This is a genomic window from Chromobacterium subtsugae, from assembly GCF_001676875.1.
GTDB classification, from domain to species: Bacteria; Pseudomonadota; Gammaproteobacteria; order Burkholderiales; family Chromobacteriaceae; genus Chromobacterium; species Chromobacterium subtsugae.
Map to the genome: position 1 here is coordinate 290,564 of NZ_JYKA01000004.1, position 19,540 is coordinate 310,103.

Consider the following 19,540-nt stretch of genomic DNA (forward strand, 5'->3'; position numbering starts at 1 on the left):
TCACTGTTGCACGGAGAAGCGGTAGCCGGTGCCGCGCACGGTCTGGATCAGGCCGTCGTGCTGAGTGCCCTCCAGCGCGCTGCGTAGCCGGCGGATGTGCACGTCCACGGTGCGCTCCTCGACAAAGACATGATCGCCCCACACTTGGTCCAGCAGCTGGGCGCGCGAGTGCACGCGCTCCGGGTGGGTCATGAAGAAATGCAGCAGGCGGAATTCTGTCGGCCCGAGGTCGATCACGCTGCCGTTGCCGGTGACGCGGTGGGTCACCGGGTCCAGCCGCAGGCCCTGCACGTCCACCGCGTCGTCGGTCATCTGCGGCGCGCGGCGGCGCAGCACCGCCTTGATGCGTGCCAACAGCTCGCGCGGCGAGAACGGCTTGGTGATGTAGTCGTCGGCGCCGGTTTCCAGGCCGACGATCTTGTCCTGCTCATCGGAGCGGGCGGTCAGCATGATGATGGGAATGTGGCGGGTGCGCTCGTCGGCGCGCAGGCGCTTGGCCACGTCGACGCCGCTGGCGCCCGGCAGCATCCAGTCCAGCAGCACCAGGTCGGGCAGCGCGTTTCTGACCAGGGTCAGCGCGGCTTCGGCGGTGCCGGCGCGCAGCACGTGGTGGCCAGCCTGGGCCAGGTTGAAGGCGATCAGCTCCTGAATCGCCGGTTCGTCTTCGACAAGCAAGATATTGGCGGCCATGGTCGGCTATCCTCGTTTGATTGTGTGGCAAGGATACAAACGCTTGATGACAGTAATATGACATGTCTTGGTCAGTTCCCGCGCCCGGATTGTCCGCGATCCGGCCCGCCGCCGCCAGACAAAAAAAACGGGCCTGCCAGATGGGCAGACCCGGAATGGTCGTCGTCAAAAACGTTTGATCTGACAAGAGACCAGGGACAAAGAGATCACCAGGACAGTCTCAAATGAGGGGGTCGAGCGACTCGCTCATCCGCAACCAATCTTGGACGGAGACCGCGGCGGGACGTGCCGCTTTCTCCTTGATACGGGCTGCATTCTACGTAGCAAATGCCGGGCCATACCCATTCATTCATTGGATTTTTTCTTTTTCCGCCTTTTTTTTGATGTTTATTTTGTCATATTTCATTAGAATCGAAACATGGACAGATTTGATCGCAAAATCCTCGCTGCACTGCACGAAAATGCCAGAATCAGCTTCGCCGAACTGGCGCGCCGGGTAAACCTTTCCGCCCCCGCGGTGGCCGACCGGGTGGCCAAACTGGAGCAAGCCGGCGTGATCACCGGCTACCGCGCCCAGATCGATCCCGGCCGGGTCGGCCTGCCGATTTCCTGCCTGATCGAACTGACAGTCAAGCATCTGGAGTACTACCTGGTGATCGAGCAGATCCGCAACACTCCCGAGGTGATCGAGTGCGCGTCCATCACCGGCACCAGCGGCCTGATGATCAAGGTGGCGGTGGACACCATGGCCTCGCTGCAGGCATTGATCGCCCGGCTGATGCAGTTCGGCGACACCAAGACCTCCATCATCATCGACATGCCGGTGGCGCCGCGGATGCCGGCGCTGCAGCAGGACGACTAGGCGATAAAAAAGGCCGGGGCCCTCACGGGCGCCGGCCGGAACAGAGTACAACTCTCCCTTACATACTTCTCAACCCGCCACGTGCCGCACGAAGCGCAGCATATTGCAGGTGTAGCCGTATTCGTTGTCGTACCAGGCCACCACCTTGATGAAGGTCTTGTCCAGCGCGATGCCGGCGTCGGCGTCGAAGGTGGACGGCGCGGTGTTGCCGACGAAGTCGGTGGACACCACTTTTTCGTCGGTGTAGCCCAGCACGCCCTTCAGCGCGCCCTGGGACGCCTCTTTCATCGCCTTGCAGATGTCGGCGTAGTCGGCTTCCTTCTCCAGCTCCACCGTCAGGTCCACCACCGACACGTCGGAGGTCGGCACGCGGAAGGCCATGCCGGTCAGCTTCTTGTTCAGCTCCGGGATCACCTTGCCCACCGCCTTGGCGGCGCCGGTGGACGAGGGGATGATGTTTTCCAGGATGCCGCGGCCGCCGCGCCAGTCCTTGCTGGACGGGCCGTCAACGGTCTTCTGGGTGGCGGTGGCGGCGTGCACGGTGCTCATCAGGCCGCGCTTGATGCCCCAGTTGTCGTGCAGCACCTTGGCCACCGGAGCCAGACAGTTGGTGGTGCAGGACGCGGCGGAGACGATTGCCTCGCCGGCGTATTTTTCGTGGTTGACGCCGTAGACGAACATCGGGGTGTCGTCCTTGGACGGCGCCGACTGCACCACTTTCCTGGCGCCGGCTTCGATGTGCTTCTGGCAGCTTTCCTGGGTCAGGAAGAAGCCGGTGCATTCGATGACGATGTCGGCGCCGATCTCGTTCCATTTCAGGTTGGCCGGGTCTTTTTCGGCGGTCAGGCGGATGGTCTTGCCGTTGACGATCAGGCTATTGCCTTCCACCTTGACCTCGCCGTTGAAGCGGCCGTGCACCGAATCGTACTTCAGCATGTAGGCCAGGTATTCCGGGTCGAGCAGATCGTTGATGCCGACTACTTCGATTTCAGGAAAATCCTTGGCGATTGCGCGGAACGCCATGCGACCGATACGACCGAAACCGTTGATACCGACTTTGATAGTCATGAGGAAGTCTCCTTATCACCTTGTAATGCTCAATGAACGACCCGGCGGCGATCCGTGCCGCGGCCGCCGAGAATGCCGATTCCGTGGGCGGGCGCCCTTGCCGCCAGGCGGCGGACTGTGGCCGCCGGCCGCGCCGCGGCGCCCGGAAAACAAAACAGCGCAAGGCCATCTCGTTCCTTGCGCTGTCACTTTCCACCCATTTCACCTTGTAATCAACTCGCTACATCAAGAGTTGGCGAAATTGCCGTTTCATCCTTGCAAAACAGCGGCGTAGGGGCTTGCGTCGCCCTGCAGAATGATATGCAGCAGCGTGGCCGAAACTGCGGTGACGCCGCTGGCGCCCAGCTGGCGCAGCGCGTCCTGGTCGACGCGGCCGCTGTCGGCCACCTCCACCCGCAGCCGGCTGCCGGCCACCGCCTCCACCTTGCGCACATTGTCGGCGCCGCCCAGCGCGGCCAGCCAGCGCACCTTGTCTATGCTGGCCCCGTTGGCGGCTGCGGTGGACACCAGCGTCTCGGCGGCGGCTTGCGGCGCGGCGGCGGCCGCGCCCAGCGCGTTGCGGATCTCGTCGGCGATCAGGTCGGCCTCCGGCCCCAGCACCACCTGCACGCTGCCGGCGGCCGGGCGGATCAGCCCGCGCGAGCCCAGCGCCTTCAGCGCGGCCTCGTCCACCTTGTCATTGCTGACCACCAGCAGGCGCAGCCGGGTGGTGCAGGCGTCGACGTTCTTCAGGTTGGCGGCGCCGCCCAGCGCGGTGATGAAGCCGCGCGCGCGCTCGGTGCCCTTGACGCCGGCGGCGACGGCCACCGCGCCGTCCTCGCGGCCCGGGGTCTTCAGGTCGAACTTCTTGATGAAGAACACGAACAGGCCGTAGTACACCACGAAGTAGACCGCGCCCACCGGCAGCAGATACCACGGATGGGTGGAAATGCCGAAGCCCAGCACGTAGTCGAACAGGCCGGCGGAGAAGCCGAAGCCAAGCTTGACGTCGAGCGCGTGCATGATGGCCATCGACAGGCCGGTCAGCAGCGCGTGGATCGCGTACAGCGCCGGCGCCAGGAACATGAAGGCGAATTCGACCGGCTCGGTGACGCCGGTCAGCATCGCGGTCAGCGCCAGCGAAAACAGCAGGCCGCCGACCGCCGCCTTGTTTTCCGGCTTGGCGGTGCGGTACATCGCCAGGCAGGCCGCCGGCAGGCCGAACATCATCACCGGGAAGAAGCCGGCCATGAACATGCCGGCCGTCTTGTCGCCGGCGAAGAAGCGGGTCAGGTCGCCGTGCACCACCTTGCCGGTGGCGTCGGTGAAGTCGCCCAGCTGGAACCAGAAGATGTTGTTGAGGATATGGTGCAGGCCGGTGACGATCAGCAGGCGGTTGAGCACGCCGAACACGAAGGCGCCGACTTCGCCCAGGCCTATCATCCAGTGGCCGGTGTTGTCGATGGCGTTCTGCACCGGCATCCAGATGTAGCCGAGCGCCGCGCCCAGGATCAGCGCGGCGAAGCCGGTGGCGATGGGCACGAAGCGCTTGCCGCCGAAGAAGGCCAGGTAGCTGGGCAGCGCGATGTCCTTGTAGCGGTTGTACAGCGCGCCGGCCACCAGGCCGGACAGAATGCCGGACAGCACGCCCATATTGATCTTGGCGTCTATCGTCTTCAGCACCGCGGTGATCACCAGATAGCCGATGGCGCCGGCCAGGCCGGAGGTGCCGTTATTGTCCTTGGCGAAGCCGACCGCCACGCCGATGGCGAAGATCAGCGCCAGATTGCCGAAAATGGCGTCGCCGGCCTGGGCCATCATCTTGATGTCCAAGAGGTCGGGCTGACCCAGCCGCAGCAGCAGGCCGGCCACCGGCAACACGGCGATCGGCAGCATCAGGGCGCGCCCCAATTGCTGGATGCCGGCAAACTTGTTCAGAGTACTCACAACATATCTCCCAGGTTAATCTGGCGCCGTCTTGTCTCGCGGCGGCTCACCAGCACATCACGCAACGCTCCTCACCCCCGCCTCAGGCGGCGGGCCACAACTCCACTATCCTGCCGCGCACTTCCTGCGCGGAGCTCAATCCCAGCAGGCGCTCGGCCTCGCTCTGGCATTGCCGTTGCGACAAGCCGCGCACCAGGCTCTTCACCTCCGGCACCAGCCGCGGGCTGACCGACAGCTCGGCCACGCCCAGCCCCAGCAATACCGGCACCGCCTGCGGATCGGACGCCATCGCGCCGCACACCCCCACCCATTTGCCGTGCCGTTTGGCGCCTTCCACCGCGATGGCGATCAGGCGCAGCAGGCCCGGATGCAGCGAATCGATGCGGGCGGCCAGCGTGGCGTTGCAACGGTCCATCGCCAGCGTGTACTGGGTCAGGTCGTTGCTGCCTATCGACAGGAAATCGGCGTGCTTGGCCAACTGGTCGGCCAGCAGCGCCGCCGACGGCACCTCCACCATCACCCCCAGCTGCGGCCGTTCGGCCAACTGCATTTCCACCGCCAGCTGCTCGATGCGCTCGCGCAGCCGGATCAGTTCGCCGACGTCGGCGATCATCGGTACCAGGATGCGCAGCCGCGCCAGCGGCTTCACCGCCAACAGCGCGCGCAATTGGGTGTCCAGCATCTCCGGATAGGCGAAGCCGGCGCGGATGCCTCTTAGGCCCAGCGCCGGATTCGGCTCCGGCGGCAATTGCAGGTAAGGCACGTCCTTGTCGCCGCCGACATCCAGCGTGCGGATGATGGCGTTGCGGCCGTCCAGCGCGTCCAGCACCGCCTGATAGGCGGCGGTCTGCTCGGCCTCGGTCGGCGCGTCGCGGCGGTCGATGAACAGGAATTCGGTGCGCAGCAGGCCCACCGCGTCGGCGCCGTGCGCCACGCCTTCGCGGGCGTCGTCGGCGTTGGCGATGTTGACCGCCACTTCGATCGCCACGCCGTCCTGGGTGATGGCCGGCGCGCTGGCCGACGCCTGCATCGAGCGCAGGCGCGCCGCCAGCTGCTCGATTTGCGCGCGCGCGGCGGCCAGCTCGGCCGCGTCCGGCTGCGGATTGGCGAGGCCGGCGCGCGCGTCCAGGATCAGTTGCTGGCCGTGGCGCAGCGTCAGCGCGGCGGGGCCGCAGGCCACCAGCGCCGGAATGCCCATCGCCCGCGCCAGGATGGCGACGTGGCCGCTGGCGCCGCCGGCGGCGGTGACGATGCCGGCCACCTTGCCGCGCGGCAGGCGGGTCAATTCGGACGGCGCCAGATCGTCGGCCACCAGGATGGACGCGTCGAACAGCTCGGGCGCGGAGCCGGCGTCGCCGTACAGCGCGCGCAGCAGCTGCCGCTCGATGTCTTTCAGATCGGCCACCCGCTCGGCCAACAGCTGGTTGCCCAGGCCGGCCAGCACCTCGCATTGCGCGCGGATGGATTGGCGCGCGGCCAAGCCGGCGCTCAGGCCGGCGTCGATGCCGCGCCCGGCCGCCGCCAGCAGCTCCGGATCGTCCAGCAGAGCCAGATGGGCGGCGAAGATGTCGCTCTCGGCGGTGGCGCCGCGGCGCAGCGCCTCGTCTATGCCGCGCTGAATGTCGGCGCGCACCGCCGCCTGCGCGTCCAGCAGCGCGGCGCGTTCCGCCTGCGCGCCGGCGCCGCGCTCCGGCAGCGGCATGTCGAAAGCATCCAGCCGCACCGCCTGGCCGATGGCCAGGCCCGGCGCGGCGGCGACGCCGGCGATGCGGCCCGCCACCTGGACGACAGCGGCGCTAGCGGCCGGCGCGTGGCCGGCGCCGCTATGGGTTTGCAACACGCCCACCACCGCCGCCAGCGCGGCGTCGGCGTCGGCGCCGCTGGCGGCTACCGCCACCACGTCGTTTTCGGCCACCCCCAGGCTCATCAGCGCCACCACGCTGCGCGCGTTGGCCTGCTTGCCGTTGAATTCGATGACGATGTCGGCGGCGAATGCCTTGGCTGCCTGCTGCACCCGCGCCGACGGCCGCGCGTGCAGGCCGCCCTCATGGCGCACCACCGCCTCGCCGCGGCGTTCCGGGCCGCCGGCGGCGCCGCGGGGGGAGACATCCCCGCGGGCCGCCAGGGTCAGGAAGCGCGTCCGGCCGGCTTCGACCAAGCCTTCGGCGCGGAGGGGAAAATCAAACTGCTCGGAATTGGCGATCACCACCATGGTCTGCAGCGACGGCGCGCGGCGCGCCACCGCGTCCAGGTCCACCTCGATCAGCGGCTGGCCTTGAACCACGCGCTCGCCGGCCCGCACCAGTGGCTGGAAACCCTGGCCCTCCAGCTTGACGGTGTCGATGCCGATGTGGATCAGCACCTCGGCGCCGTTGTCGGCGGTCAGCGTCAACGCGTGGCCGGTACGGGCCAACTGGCTGACCGTCCCGCTACAGGGCGCGAGCAGCGTGGACGACAGCGGCTCCAGCGCCAGGCCGTCGCCCGCCATCAGGCCGGCGAACACCGGATCGGGCACTTGGGACAGCGGCACGGCCGGGCCGGTGAACGGCGCCAGCAGATCTAGCGTGGTGGTCATCGCGATTCCTTGTTCCATTCTTTTTATTCCGGGACACCGCGGCGTCCCGGCGGAAAACCCGCCCCGCTCAGCGGGTGCAGGTGACTTTGGACAGATGGCGCGGCAGGTCCGGATTCAGGCCGCGCGCCTCGGACAAGCGCGCCGCCATCAAGTAGAAGCTCTGGATCGCCAGCAGCGGATCCAGCGCCTCGTCGTCGGCCAGCGCCAGCGTCAGGTCGCGGCTGGCGACTTCGGCCGGCGCCGCCAGCAACACCTTGGCGCCGCGGCCGCGCATCTCGGCCGCCAGATCGATCAGGCCCTGCTGTTCCGGGCCGCGCGGCGCGAAGATCAGCAGCGGGTAGCCGTCGTCGATCAGCGCCATCGGGCCGTGCTTGATCTCGGCGCCGGAGAAAGCCTCGGCCTGGATCGCGCAGGTTTCCTTGAATTTCAGCGCCGCCTCCAGCGCCACCGCGAAGCCCAGGCCGCGGCCGACCACCATGATGCGTTCGGCCGGCTGCAGCACTTCGATGGCGGCGGACCAGTCCTGGACGGCGGCTTCGGTCAGACGCTGCGGCAGATTTTCCAGCGCGGCCAGCAGCGCCTCGTCGGCATGCCAGTGCGCCACCAGGCGGGCGACGGCGGACAGCGCGGTGATGTAGCTCTTGGTGGCGGCGACGCTTTTTTCCTCGCCGGCACACAGCGGCACCGCCCAGTCGCTGGCCTCGGCCAGCGGCGACTGCTGCTTGTTGACCAGCGCCACGGTGTGCGCGCCGGCCGCGGACAGCGCCTTGACGGTGTCCACCAGGTCCGGGCTTTGGCCCGACTGCGACACGGCGACCGCCAATTGCCCTTCCACCGCCAGCGGCGCGCGGTGCAGCGTCACCAGCGACATCGGCAGCGACACCACCGGAATGCCGAGGCGCTGCATCACCAGGTAGGCGAAGTAGTTGGCCGCGTGGTCGGAACTGCCGCGCGCCACCGTCAGCGCGAGCTTAGGCGCGATGCGGGCCAGCTCGCGCCCCAGCGCGGCCAGGCCTTCATCGGCGTACATATGTTGCGCGGACACCGCCTCGGCGGCGTACAGCGCTTCTTCAAGCATCAACGAGGCCAATCTCTTCTCCCTCTACGTAGACTTGCTGCAAATTCAGGTCGGCATCCAGCGCCACGATGTCGGCCCAGGCGCCGGGGGCCAGGCGGCCGCGCTCGGACAAGCCCAGGTAGTCGGCCGGGTACAGCGACAGGCGGTGGCTGGCGTCGGCCAGCGGCAGGCCGATCTTCACCAGGTTGCGCAGCGCCTGGTCCATGGTCAGCGTGCTGCCGGCCAAGGTGCCGTCGGCCAGCCTCACCCCGCCCATGCATTTGGTCACGGAGTGGGAGCCCAGCTTGTACTCGCCGTCCGGCATGCCGGCGGCGGCGGTGGAATCGGTCACGCAGTAGAGGCGCGGAATGGCGCGCAGCGCGGTGCGGATCGCGCCCGGATGCACGTGGAGCAAGTCGGGGATCAGCTCGGCGTATTCGGCGTGCGCCAGCGCGGCGCCCACCACGCCGGGCTCGCGGTGATGCAGGCCGGTCATCGCGTTGAACAGGTGGGTGAAGCCGGACGCGCCCTGCTCCAGCGCCTCCACCGCCTGCTCGTAGCTGCCCAGGGTGTGGCCCATCTGCACCCGCACGCCTTGCGCGGACAACGTGCGGATGATGTCGAGATGGCCGGGGATTTCCGGCGCCAGCGTGATCAGCGAGATCGGGGCCAGCGCGCGGTAGGCGTCGATTTGCGCCATCGCCGCCTGACAGGCGTCGTCGGGCTGCGCGCCCAGCTTGCCCGGGTTGATGTACGGGCCTTCCAGGTGCACGCCCAGCACCCGGCTGCCCGCCGGCGCCCTTTCCTTGCAGTTGCGGCCCAGATCGGCCAGCACGCGGCTGATTTCCTCCGGCGGCGCCGTCATGGTGGTGGCAAGCAAGGAGGTGGTGCCGAAGCGGGCATGCAGCCGGGCGACATGGGAGATGGCGTTGCCGCCCTCCATGATGTCCACCCCGCCGCCGCCGTGCACGTGCAGGTCGATGAAGCCGGGCAGGATATAGCGTTCCGGCTGCCGGCCAGACGCCAGCTTGGCGTCTATCTCTGCGATGCGGCCATCGGCCGCCAGGCGCACGACGCCGTCCATCCACCCGGAGGCGGTGAGGATGCGGCCCTGCAAGGTCAGGTTCTGGGTCATCGTTTCAGTTCGGCTACAAAATCGTAATAATCGTTGCGGCAGTAAGTGTCGGTGAGCTCGATCGCCACATTGTCGGCATTGAAGCCGATCCGGGTGATCAGCAGCATCGCCTCGCCGGGCCGGATGCCGGCCAGCGTGGCGACGTCGCCCGAGGCGTTCACCGCCCGGATGTGCTGCAGCGCGCGCACCACCGAATGTCCCGCCGCGTCCAGGTGGGCGTATAAAGACGTGCCCACCGCCTGCGGATCCGGCAGATACGCCACCGGCATCGTGCTCATTTCAATCGCCATCACCACGCCGTCTGCCAGCCGCTGCCGCTTCAGCCGCGCCACCATCGAGGTCGGCGACAGCCCCAGGCGGATCACTTCCTCGTTGCTGGGCGGGAACACGCCGCGCTCCAGCCACACCGACGACGGCACGAAGCCGCGCAGCCGCAGCTGCTCGGTAAAGCCGGTCAAGCGCGACAGCGGCTGCTCCAGCCTGGGCGTGATGAAGGTGCCCGAGCCCTGGCGCCGGCGGATCATGCCCTGCTCCAGCAGCACATCCATCGCCTTGCGCGCCGTGACGCGCGAAATGCCCAGCTCTTCCGAAAACGTCCGTTCCGACGGCAGCGCCTCGTCCGCCTGCCACCAGCCGGCGTTGATCGCATCGGCCAGTTTGCGCGACAGCTGCAGGTACAGCGGGGTGCTCAGGTTTTCATCGGGTTTCAATGCCAGCCAGCGGTTTTCCATGGTCGTCTGCAAGTGGTCTGAAAATTGCAGTGTAAGCCTAGTCTTCCGCCTCCGGTATCCCGCAGCCGCCGCAATGGCTGGCTTACCCTGCGGAAGTTAATACCACATTAATACCACGTCAATACCATTTGTCAGATCATCGCCGCTTAATATCGGCCGCATGGCAACAAAACGACAGCGCGCGGATTCATGGCGGGGAAAAGTGGAAATTTGGCCAGGGAGAGGCGGGAACGCAGGACTGGCGCGGCGCGATCTTTGCAAGAATCAAGCCAGCGTGGCCTCACGGCCAGTTGGCCGTCATTAATACCAGTTTGTAAACTTGCATTTAAAATTTGCATCAAATTTTAAATCGCCAACTTGTTTTGGCGTACTGGATCAGTCCCGCTGATGACTGTGCATTTGCATACCACTACAACAAGGAGCTTGTAATGAAACTGCATTGGCAACTCCCCGCCGTGATGACGCTAAGCTGCCTGAGCGCGCCGCTATGGGCGCATGGCACCATGGAAGTTCCGATCAACCGCACTTACAGCTGCTTCCTGGAAGGCCCGGAAGCGCCGAAGACCGCCGCCTGCCAGGCGGCCAGGCAAGTCGGCGGCACCCAGGCGATGTACGACTGGAACGGCATCAACCAGAATCCGCAGGGCGACAACCACCAGGCGGCGGTGCCGGACGGCACGCTGTGCGGCGGCGGCAAGGCCGAATTCAAAGGCTTCAACCTGGCCCGCCGCGACTGGCGCGCCACCAGCATCGTGCCGGACGCCAACGGCAATTACGAATTCATCTACAAGGCCACCGCGCCGCACGCCACCAAGTACTTCAAGTTCTACATCACCAAGAACGGCTGGAATCCGGACCTGCCGCTGAAATGGTCGGACCTGGAACTGTTCGGCACCGTCAACGGCAATCCGCAGCAGGACGCCGCCAAGCGCTACCACATGACGCTGAAGCTGCCGCAGGGCAAGACCGGCCAGCACATCATCTTCAACGTCTGGAAGCGTTCCGACAGCGAGGAGGCCTTCTACTCGTGCTCCGACGTCAGCTTCGGCGACGCCGCGCCGCCGGCCGCCAATCCGTGGAAGGAAATCGGCAACGTCGCCGCGCGCGAAAACCTGCCGGCCGGCAGCAGCGCCACGCTGCGGGTGTTCGACAGCCAGGGCCGCGACGCCGAGAAGCACACGGTGGCGCTGAACGCCGCCAGCGGCCAGGCCGCCAACTGGCCGTACGCGCTGGCGCTCAAGGTCAACGCCGCCTCGCCGGCCATCCGCATCGGCGTGCTGAAATCGCAGCAGCGCGCCGTATCCATCGTGCCGGTGAAGGATGCCACCGCCAACCGCGTCTACCTGAACGACAGCTACAAGGGCTACAGCTTCGCGGTCGATCTGAAGAAGGGCGACGGCGGCGCGACGCCGCCCGCCGCCAACGCCTGGCAGGAAGGCGGCAAATACGCGACCGGCCAGGTCGTCAGCTACCAGGGCCGCCAGTACCGCTGCCTGCAGGCCCACACCGCCTGGGCCGGCGCCGGCTGGACGCCGTCCACCCAGGCCACGCTGTGGCAGGCGCTCTGACGCTCCGTCCATGAAAAACGCCGCTCCGAAGAGCGGCGTTTTTTCGTCATTTGCGCCAGCTGATCAGCACCACCGCGGTGACGATCACCACCATCGCCAGCATCTCGTGGACGCCGACCCGCTCGCCGAGGAACAGCGCGCCCAGCAGCACCGCGATCACCGGATTGACATAGGCGTAGCTGGTGGCCGCCGCCGCCGATACCGTCTTCAGCAGGTAGAGGTAGGCGCTGTAGGCGATCATCGAACCGAACACCGTCAGGTACAGCAGCGCCCCCCAGCCTTCCACGCCGGGCCAGGCGGCGAGGCGCTCGCCGACGGCGCAGCTCGACGCCAGCAACGCCAGGCCGCCGAAAATCATGGTCCAGGCGCTGCCCATCGCGCCGGCCGGCTGCGGCAGCTTCTTGCTCCAGGCCGAGCCCAGCGCCCAGCCGGCCGAGGCCAGGATCAGCAGCGCCGCGCCGCGCGGGCTGGCGCTGAGGCTGGAGCCCAGGTTCAACAGCACGATGCCGCATACGCCCAAGCCCATGCCGGCCCACTCCAGCGGCCGCGAGCGGTGGCCGAACAAGCGGGCGAACAGCAGCGTGAACAGCGGCACCGTGGCGATCACCAGCGCCGCCACGCCCGACGACACCTCGCGTTCGGCCACCGTCACCAGGCCGTTGCCTATCGCCGGCATCAGCACCCCCAGCAGCGCCGCGCCGCCCAGCTGGCGCGCGTCCGGCCACGGCGTCCGCTTCCACGCCAGATACCCCAGCACCAGGCTGCCGGCCAGCAAAAAGCGGATGCCGGCCATCAACAGCGGCGGCCAGGATTCGACGCCGATGCGGATGACCAGATAGGTGGAGCCCCAGACCAGGTAAAGGGCGAGGAAAGCGGCCAGCGTCAGCGGCGCGAGACGTGAAAAAGGCATGGTTCGATCCGTAAATTCCAAGATCAAACCATGCCGGATGCAAGCCGAAACGGCAAGGGTCTTAACGCGTCGCCAGCCGCTGCAGGATGTTGGAGAACTCTTCCATATAGGTGTCGAAGCGGGTGGCCAGGCGGTCGACGTCGGTAGCGAAGCGGTTGTAGGCCACCACCGCCGGAATGGCCGCGAACAGGCCGATGGCGGTGGCCACCAGCGCCTCGGCGATGCCGGGCGCCACGGTGCTCAGCGTGGCCTGGCCGGCGTTGCCCAGGCCGATGAAGGCATGCATGATGCCCCACACCGTGCCGAACAGGCCGACATAGGGGCTGACCGAGCCGACCGTCGCCAGGAAGGAGGTGTGGCTGTCCAGCGTGTCCAGCTCGCGCTGCGCCGCCGCCCGCATCGCCCGGCGCGAACCGTCCATGATGTCGGACAGCTCGGCGCCGCCGCGGCCGCGCTGCTTGAGAAATTCGGCGAAGCCGGACTGGAAGATGCGCTCCATGCCGGCGGTGTCGCTGCGGCGGCACACGTCTTCGTACAGGCGGTTCAGATCCGCCCCGCTCCAGAAGTTGCGCTCGAACTCCTCGCTGTGGCGCTTGGCGGCGCTCAACGCCGCGATCTTGCTGAAAATCAGCGCCCACGACAGCAGGGAAGTCAGCGCCAGTCCCGCCATCACCAGCTGCACCATCAGGCTGGCGTTCAGGATCAGGCTAATAAATGAAATCTGTTGCACGGCGTTTTCCTCAATTCACATGCGGCCTAGCGTAACACGCGGCCGCTTTCCAGATCGATGATGGTGGACGGTTTGCGACGCTTGCCGATGCGGCCCGGCAAGGTCAGCACCCTGTCCTTGAAGGCCATGCGACAGGCGCGCGCCCGCTTCAGCGATTTCTGCCCGGCGCGGTTGGCCGAAGTCGACACCAGCGCCGTCCCCAGGCTGCGGCACAGCGCCGCCGCCTCGCCGTGGGCGGTCACCCGCACCGCTATCTTGTCGTGCCGGCCGCGCAGCGCCGGCGGCACCCGCCGCGACGCCGGCAGCAAAAAGGTATATGGACCCGGCCAATGGCGTTCCAGTTCCGCGCGCTGCGCGGCATTCAGCGGCTTGACCAGATGGCGGATCTGCTCGAAATCGGCGGCGATGACGATCAGGCCCTTGTGATTGGGCCGCGCCTTGATCGCCAGCACCCGGCGTATCGCGCGGACGTCGAGCGGATGGCAGCCGAGGCCGTAGCAGGATTCGGTGGAATAGGCGATCACGCCGCCATGGCGCAATTGCGCGCGCGCCCTTTGCTGCAGGCGTCTGCCTGGCAGACGCGGCAAGGGGCTGGAACCGGACTTCATGATTGATCGGATCGGAACGAAAACGGGAAGCCGCCATTGTACCGGCAACGGAGGAAAAGCACAGGCGGGAATTGAGCGCGAACAGACGGGGAAGGAACACCGGAATCGACTACAGGCCATCGTCCGACTCCGGTGTCGAACCATGCCTCAATGCAACAGCAAATCCTCGTGGTCTTCGGGGACATCTTCCGGCGCGGCGCGCCAGGCATAACAGCGCGGCGGCGGGCCGGCTTCGGTGTTGAACTGCTTCAGCCAGTAGGCCAGGCGGCGCCAGCAACGGCGCTCGTGCGTCAGGAAATGCATCAAGCGGCTGCGACTTCCAGGCTCCGGTTCTGCCGGCAGGCTGGCTTCATTGTCGGGAACATACATGGCGACACCCCTTGCGAAATGCCGGATGGGCATGCTGTCAATGTATGTCGCCGGACATCAATCCTTCATCTAAATCGCGCGCCAGCGCATCAAAATCGCATAAAAACCAGCCGGCGCGAAAGAAAACAGCGCCTGATGGCGCTGTTTTCCCTACGGCGGCGAGACGCTCAGACCTTGCGGCCTATCGCCCGCGCGCCGATGTCGCGGCGATACTGCTTGCCGGCGAAATCGATGGCGTCGGCCAACAGATAGGCCTTGCCCTGCGCCATCTTGACGCTGTCGCCCAGCCCCACCGCGCACAGCACCCGGCCGCCGTGGCTGCGCAGCTGCTGCTCGCCATCCAGCGCGGTGCCGGCATGGAACACCACGCCGTCGTCGGTCTCATGCGGAATGCCGTGGATGGCGTCGCCCTTGCGCGGCGCGTCCGGATAGCCGGCGGCGGCCAGCACCACCCCCAGCGCCACGCGGCGGTCCCATTCGGCCTCCACCTTGTCCAGCCGGCCGTTGACGCCGGCTTCCAGCAGCATGGTGAAGTCGGTTTTCAGCCGCGCCATGATGGGCTGGGTTTCCGGATCCCCGAAACGGCAGTTGAACTCGATGGTGTGCGGCTTGCCGTCGGCGTCTATCATCAGGCCGGCGTACAGGAAGCCGGTATACGGATGGCCGTCCTTCTTCATGCCCAGCACGGTGGGGTTGATGATTTCGCGCATCACGCGGTTATGCACCGCCGGCGTCACCACCGGCGCCGGGCTGTAGGCGCCCATGCCGCCGGTGTTCGGGCCCATGTCGTGGTCCAGCAAGCGCTTGTGGTCCTGGCTGGTGGCCATCGGCAGCACATGCTCGCCGTCCACCATCACGATGAAGCTGGCCTCCTCGCCCTGCAGGAAGTCCTCTATCACCACGCGGCTGCCGGCCGAGCCCATCTTGTTGCCCAGCAGCATGTCGTCGATGGCGGCGTGCGCCTCGTCCAGCGTCATCGCCACCACCACGCCCTTGCCGGCGGCCAGGCCGTCGGCCTTGATCACGATGGGCGCGCCCTTGTCGTTGACATAGGCGTGCGCCTCGGTGGCGCTGGCGAAGGTGCGGTAAGCGGCGGTGGGGATGCCGTGGCGCTGCATGAAGGCCTTGGCGAAATCCTTGGAGCTTTCCAGCTGCGCGCAGTACTGGCTGGGGCCGAAAATCTTCAGCCCCTCGCTGCGGAAGGCGTCCACCACGCCGGCCGCCAGCGGCGCTTCCGGCCCCACCACGGTGAGGTCCACCTTTTCCTGTTTGGCGAAAGCCAGCCAGGCGTCGACGCTGTTGAGATCGACATTGGTCAGATTGGGGTCAAGCGCGGTTCCGGCATTGCCCGGCGCGACAAACACCTTGGACACGCGCCTGGATTTGGCGATGCGCCAGGCCAGCGCGTGTTCGCGGCCGCCGGAGCCGATCACGAGAACTTTCATGGGTGAGATCCTATTTTGGGCGGACGGCGGCCTGCTGGCCGCCCGTCTACGCCATCACTCGGCATTACCTGAATAGCATAACGCCAAGCTTGTTTCATTGCCGCCGTTTCCGTCGCGGCCACGGCGGCCGCGGCCTGCTCAGTGGCGGAAATGGCGCACGCCGGTCAACACCAGCGCGATGCCGTGCTCGTCGGCGGCGGCGAACACTTCGTCGTCGCGCATCGAGCCGCCCGGCTGGATGATGGCCTTGATGCCCTGTTCGGCGATCACGTCTATGCCGTCGCGGAACGGGAAGAAGGCGTCAGACGCCGCCACCGCGCCGGCCAGGCTCAAACCGGCGTCCTGCGCCTTGCGGGCGGCGATGCGGGTGGAGTCGACGCGGCTCATCTGGCCGGCGCCGATGCCGGCGGTCTGGCCGTTCTTGCAAAACACGATGGCGTTGGACTTGACGTACTTGGCCACGCGCCAAGCGAACAGCAGGTCCGACATCTCCTGCGGCGTCGGCTGGCGCTTGCTGACCACGCGCAGCTCTTCCGGCGTCACGTTGCGGATGTCCGGCGTCTGCACCAGCACGCCGCCGCCGACCCGCTTCAGTTCGAAGCGGTTGGCGCCGGTCTCCAGCGGGATTTCCAGCACCCGCACGTTTTTCTTGGCGGCGATGATGGCCTTGGCTTCTGCGGTGAAGGACGGCGCGATCAGCACCTCCAGGAACTGGCCGGTCACGGCTTCCACCGTGGCTGCGTCCACCGGGCGGTTGAAGGCGATGATGCCGCCGAAGGCGCTGGTGGTGTCGGTGGCGAAGGCCAGCTTGTAGGCTGCCAGCGTATCCGGGGCGACCGCCACGCCGCACGGGTTGGCGTGCTTGACGATGACGCAGGCGGTGTCGTCGAAAGTCTTCACCGCCTCCCAGGCGGCGTCGGCATCGGCGATATTGTTGTACGACAGCTCCTTGCCCTGCAGCTGCCGGTAGTGGGCGATGCTGCCGGCGGCCGGGTCCAGGTCGCGGTAGAAGGCGGCGGCCTGGTGCGGGTTTTCGCCGTAGCGCATGTCCTGCACCTTGATGAACTGGGCGTTCAGGCGGTTCGGGAAGGCGACGCGCTCCGGCTTGCCCGCCACCACGCCGTCGGCCAGGCTGGTCAGGTAGTTGGAGATGGCCCCGTCGTAGGCGGCGGTGTGGGTGAACGCCTTCTTCGCCAGCTCGAAGCGGGTGGCCTTGGCCAGCCGGCCGTCGTTGGCCTTCATCTCGGCCGCCAGCGCCGGGTAGTCGGCGCTGTCGGTGACGATGGCGACGTGCGCCCAGTTCTTGGCAGCGGAGCGCACCATGGTCGGGCCGCCGATGTCGATGTTTTCGATCGCGTCCTCCAGCGAACAGTCCGGATTGGCGATGGTGGCTTCGAACGGGTAGAGATTCACGCACACCAGGTCGATGTTGCCGATGCCGTGCTCAGCCATGGTGGACACGTGCTCGGGCAGGTCGCGGCGGCCCAGGATGCCGCCATGCACCTTGGGATGCAGGGTCTTCACCCGGCCGTCCAGCATTTCCGGAAAGCCGGTGTAGTCGGACACCTCGGTCACCGGCAGGCCGGCGTCCAGCAGCAGCTTGGCGGTGCCGCCGGTGGACAGGATGTGCACGCCCAGGCTTGCCAGCTCGCGGGCAAATTCCAGAACACCGCTCTTGTCGGACACGCTGATCAGCGCTCGTTCGATCTTGGTCATGATTCTCTACCGCTTTGGCTATGGATAAACACGAAAAAACCGGTTTGGTCGGGCTGCCGCGCAACCCGTCCCGCTGGCCCGGCCCCGCGCCGGGGCCGGACAAAAAAAACCGGCCATTCCTGGGTAGGCATGGCCGGTTATCTTCAAATCAAATCATACGACTTCATCTTCTTGCGCAGCGTGTTGCGGTTCAAGCCCAGCAACTCCGCCGCTCGCGTCTGATTGCCCTGGGTGTGTATCAGCACCACCTCCAGCAGCGGCTTCTCGACACAGGCGAGCACCATGTCGTAGATGGCGGACGGCGCCTCGCCGTCGAGATCGCGGAAATACTGCTCCATCGCAATCCGTACCGACTGCGCGATATGTTCGTTGTTTTGCATGTTTATTATTGGTGTCCAGATTTCGGGGTCCCCAGGAAGCCCGTGCCGCCATGCCTCGGTTTCAGTCAGCATAGCCGCAGGCCTCTCCCTCCACGCCGGCTTCCCGGTCGTGGTCCATCCTGTCTGCATCCTCGGCCAGGTAAACCAGGCGATCGGATTGCTCGCCCAGCCGTGCAAAATAGTCCGCCACCGCCAGACGCTGCTCGTCCGTGCTCTCCAGCCGGTACATCTGCTGGCGGAACTCGTTGCTGCCGGCCAGGCCCTTGGTGTACCAGGCGATGTGCTTGCGGGCGATGCGGCAGCCCGAATATTCGCCGTAAAACCGGTATAGCTCGTCCAGATGGCCCAGCAGCAAGTGGCGGATTTCCTCCACCTCCGGCGCCGGCAGCGTCGCGCCGGTGTCCAGGTAATGCTGGATCTCGCGGAAGATCCACGGCCGCCCCTGCGCGGCGCGGCCTATCATGATGGCGTCGGCGCCAGTGTAGTCCAGCACCCGGCGCGCCTTCTCCGGCGAATCGATGTCGCCGTTGGCCACCACCGGGATCGACACCGCCTGCTTGACCGCGCGTATCGTGTCGTACTCGGCGTCGCCGCGGTACATGTCCTCGCGGGTGCGGCCATGCAGCGCCAGCGCCGCGATGCCGGCGTTCTCCGCCATCCGCGCCACCTGCAGCGCGGTCTTCGCCTCGCGGCTCCAGCCGGTGCGGGTTTTCAGCGTCACCGGCACGTCCACCGCCTTCACCACCGCCTCCAGGATGCGGCCGACATTGTCCAGATCGCGCAGCAACGCCGAGCCGGCCGCCACATTGCACACTTTCTTCGCCGGGCATCCCATATTGATGTCGATGATCTGCGCGCCGTGCTCGACATTCAGGCGCGCCGCCTCGGCCAGCATCTGCGGATCGCCGCCGGCGATCTGCACCACGATGGGCTCGACCTCGCCTTCGTGATCGGCGCGGCGCAGCGTTTTCGCGGTGGTCCACAGGGCCTTGTTGGCGGTGATCATCTCAGACACCGCCATGCCGGCGCCCAGCCGTTTGCACAACATGCGGAAAGGCCTGTCCGTCACCCCGGCCATCGGTGCCACGATCAGCCGGTTTTTCAGTTGGTAGGGACCTATCTGCATGACAGTTTCAATACGGGTAAGGGCTGGGAAGGGTCGGTATTGTATAGCGTTTCGCCCGGGGCGGGAAAAATTTTTGCTTATTTTTTAGGCAGAGTCGATAGCCGCGAGTAATCGGCTGCGGGAATGGGGTGGAAGTCAGTCGATAAGCCGGGTTCTGTCGTTGGACAGTCATTCCTCTAGACCTGCCGTTGCCGACAGGTTCAAGCAACCTACCCGGGGACAACGCGAGCCGCGTTAGCGCCCCCCTATTTGGTCTTGCTCCGGATGGGGTTTAGCCTGCCGTCCGTGTCGCCACGTCCGCGGTGCGCTCTTACCGCGAGCGGGTTGCCCCGCCCGTCCGGGCCGGCTTGCGCCTCCCGGTACACCTTTTCACCCTTGCCTGATCCGCCCTTGCGGGTTTTTGTCGGGACAAGCCCTCCAAAAAGACTTTGTCGACCTTGCGGTCGACAAGTCCGGCCATCGGCGGTTCAGCTCTCTGTTCCACTTTCCGTCGCCTCGCGGCGCCCGGTCGTTAACCGGCATCCTGCTCTATGGAGCCCGGACTTTCCTCCCCGCCCTTGCGGGCGCGGCGACTGTCTGACTGACTTCCGGCCGCGATTCTAACGGAAATCCGCCGGCGCCGCCCGACAATCTTTCATGACATT

At 66.5% G+C, this 19,540-nt stretch carries 18 protein-coding genes and 1 other RNA gene; 3 read left to right on the forward strand and 16 right to left on the reverse strand.

Annotated elements, in window-relative coordinates:
• Positions 1-690, reverse strand: coding sequence for a phosphate regulon transcriptional regulator PhoB (phoB, locus tag MY55_RS07210; RefSeq protein WP_043578256.1), 690 nt, complete (start codon positions 688-690; stop codon positions 1-3).
• A gap of 418 nt (positions 691-1,108) precedes the next feature.
• On the opposite strand from phoB, the gene MY55_RS07215 reads away from it, so the two are divergent.
• Positions 1,109-1,552, forward strand: coding sequence for an Lrp/AsnC family transcriptional regulator (locus MY55_RS07215; protein ID WP_043578253.1), 444 nt, complete (start codon positions 1,109-1,111; stop codon positions 1,550-1,552).
• 69 nt (positions 1,553-1,621) lie between these two features.
• Here MY55_RS07215 and gap read toward each other — a convergent pair whose 3' ends face one another.
• Entirely contained in the window at positions 1,622-2,620 is a 999-nt protein-coding gene (gap, locus tag MY55_RS07220; protein WP_043578250.1) for a type I glyceraldehyde-3-phosphate dehydrogenase, read from the reverse strand.
• 32 nt (positions 2,621-2,652) lie between these two features.
• Between gap and MY55_RS07225 the strand changes: the two genes are divergently transcribed.
• Positions 2,653-2,832, forward strand: coding sequence for a hypothetical protein (locus tag MY55_RS07225; protein WP_065202165.1), 180 nt, complete (start codon positions 2,653-2,655; stop codon positions 2,830-2,832).
• 37 nt (positions 2,833-2,869) lie between these two features.
• On the opposite strand, the gene nagE is transcribed toward MY55_RS07225, so the two are convergent.
• From nagE to MY55_RS07250, 5 genes are all read right to left on the reverse strand, one after another.
• Positions 2,870-4,546 (reverse strand): N-acetylglucosamine-specific PTS transporter subunit IIBC, encoded by a 1,677-nt coding sequence (gene nagE, locus MY55_RS07230; RefSeq protein WP_043578247.1) that lies wholly within the window; start codon positions 4,544-4,546, stop codon positions 2,870-2,872.
• Between the two features lie 82 nt (positions 4,547-4,628).
• Positions 4,629-7,139: a phosphoenolpyruvate--protein phosphotransferase gene (gene ptsP / locus MY55_RS07235; protein WP_244270664.1), complete on the reverse strand. Its 2,511-nt coding sequence runs from the start codon at positions 7,137-7,139 to the stop codon at positions 4,629-4,631.
• A 49-nt stretch (positions 7,140-7,188) separates the two neighbouring features.
• Positions 7,189-8,211, reverse strand: coding sequence for an SIS domain-containing protein (locus tag MY55_RS07240; protein WP_244270665.1), 1,023 nt, complete (start codon positions 8,209-8,211; stop codon positions 7,189-7,191).
• A complete protein-coding gene (gene nagA, locus MY55_RS07245) occupies positions 8,192-9,313 on the reverse strand; it encodes an N-acetylglucosamine-6-phosphate deacetylase (RefSeq protein ID WP_043578235.1) in 1,122 nt (373 codons plus the stop codon). The genes MY55_RS07240 and nagA overlap by 20 nt, the downstream gene beginning before the upstream one ends.
• Positions 9,310-10,044 (reverse strand): GntR family transcriptional regulator, encoded by a 735-nt coding sequence (locus MY55_RS07250; protein ID WP_043578231.1) that lies wholly within the window; start codon positions 10,042-10,044, stop codon positions 9,310-9,312. The genes nagA and MY55_RS07250 overlap by 4 nt, the downstream gene beginning before the upstream one ends.
• A gap of 428 nt (positions 10,045-10,472) precedes the next feature.
• Here MY55_RS07250 and MY55_RS07255 point away from each other — a divergent pair, with 428 nt between their 5' ends.
• Complete coding sequence (locus MY55_RS07255) at positions 10,473-11,612, forward strand: lytic polysaccharide monooxygenase (RefSeq protein WP_065202168.1); 1,140 nt, start codon at positions 10,473-10,475, stop codon at positions 11,610-11,612.
• A 46-nt stretch (positions 11,613-11,658) separates the two neighbouring features.
• On the opposite strand, the gene yedA is transcribed toward MY55_RS07255, so the two are convergent.
• The 9 genes from yedA to rnpB all read right to left on the reverse strand — a co-directional run bounded on the left by yedA (position 11,659) and on the right by rnpB (position 19,484).
• Entirely contained in the window at positions 11,659-12,522 is an 864-nt protein-coding gene (gene yedA / locus MY55_RS07260) for a drug/metabolite exporter YedA (RefSeq protein ID WP_043578227.1), read from the reverse strand.
• A gap of 61 nt (positions 12,523-12,583) precedes the next feature.
• Positions 12,584-13,252 carry a protein TolQ gene (gene tolQ / locus MY55_RS07265; RefSeq protein WP_043578225.1) on the reverse strand — a complete coding sequence of 223 codons (669 nt, stop codon included), beginning with the start codon at positions 13,250-13,252 and terminating at the stop codon, positions 12,584-12,586.
• 26 nt (positions 13,253-13,278) lie between these two features.
• A complete protein-coding gene (gene tsaC, locus MY55_RS07270; RefSeq protein ID WP_172670391.1) occupies positions 13,279-13,860 on the reverse strand; it encodes an L-threonylcarbamoyladenylate synthase type 1 TsaC in 582 nt (193 codons plus the stop codon).
• A gap of 147 nt (positions 13,861-14,007) precedes the next feature.
• Positions 14,008-14,229, reverse strand: a complete 222-nt coding sequence (locus tag MY55_RS23370) for a hypothetical protein (RefSeq protein WP_146008388.1) — start codon at positions 14,227-14,229, stop codon at positions 14,008-14,010.
• Between the two features lie 167 nt (positions 14,230-14,396).
• Positions 14,397-15,674, reverse strand: coding sequence for a phosphoribosylamine--glycine ligase (purD, locus tag MY55_RS07275; protein ID WP_043578223.1), 1,278 nt, complete (start codon positions 15,672-15,674; stop codon positions 14,397-14,399).
• Between the two features lie 138 nt (positions 15,675-15,812).
• The gene (gene purH / locus MY55_RS07280) at positions 15,813-17,390 is read right to left on the reverse strand and encodes a bifunctional phosphoribosylaminoimidazolecarboxamide formyltransferase/IMP cyclohydrolase (RefSeq protein WP_047237099.1); all 1,578 of its coding nucleotides are present in this window, start codon (positions 17,388-17,390) and stop codon (positions 15,813-15,815) included.
• A 143-nt stretch (positions 17,391-17,533) separates the two neighbouring features.
• Positions 17,534-17,770 (reverse strand): helix-turn-helix domain-containing protein, encoded by a 237-nt coding sequence (locus tag MY55_RS07285; protein ID WP_043578218.1) that lies wholly within the window; start codon positions 17,768-17,770, stop codon positions 17,534-17,536.
• 61 nt (positions 17,771-17,831) lie between these two features.
• Positions 17,832-18,896, reverse strand: a complete 1,065-nt coding sequence (gene dusB / locus MY55_RS07290) for a tRNA dihydrouridine synthase DusB (RefSeq protein WP_047237098.1) — start codon at positions 18,894-18,896, stop codon at positions 17,832-17,834.
• Between the two features lie 127 nt (positions 18,897-19,023).
• Positions 19,024-19,484, reverse strand: an RNA gene (rnpB, locus tag MY55_RS07295) — RNase P RNA component class A.
• Positions 19,485-19,540: the final 56 nt, after the last annotated feature.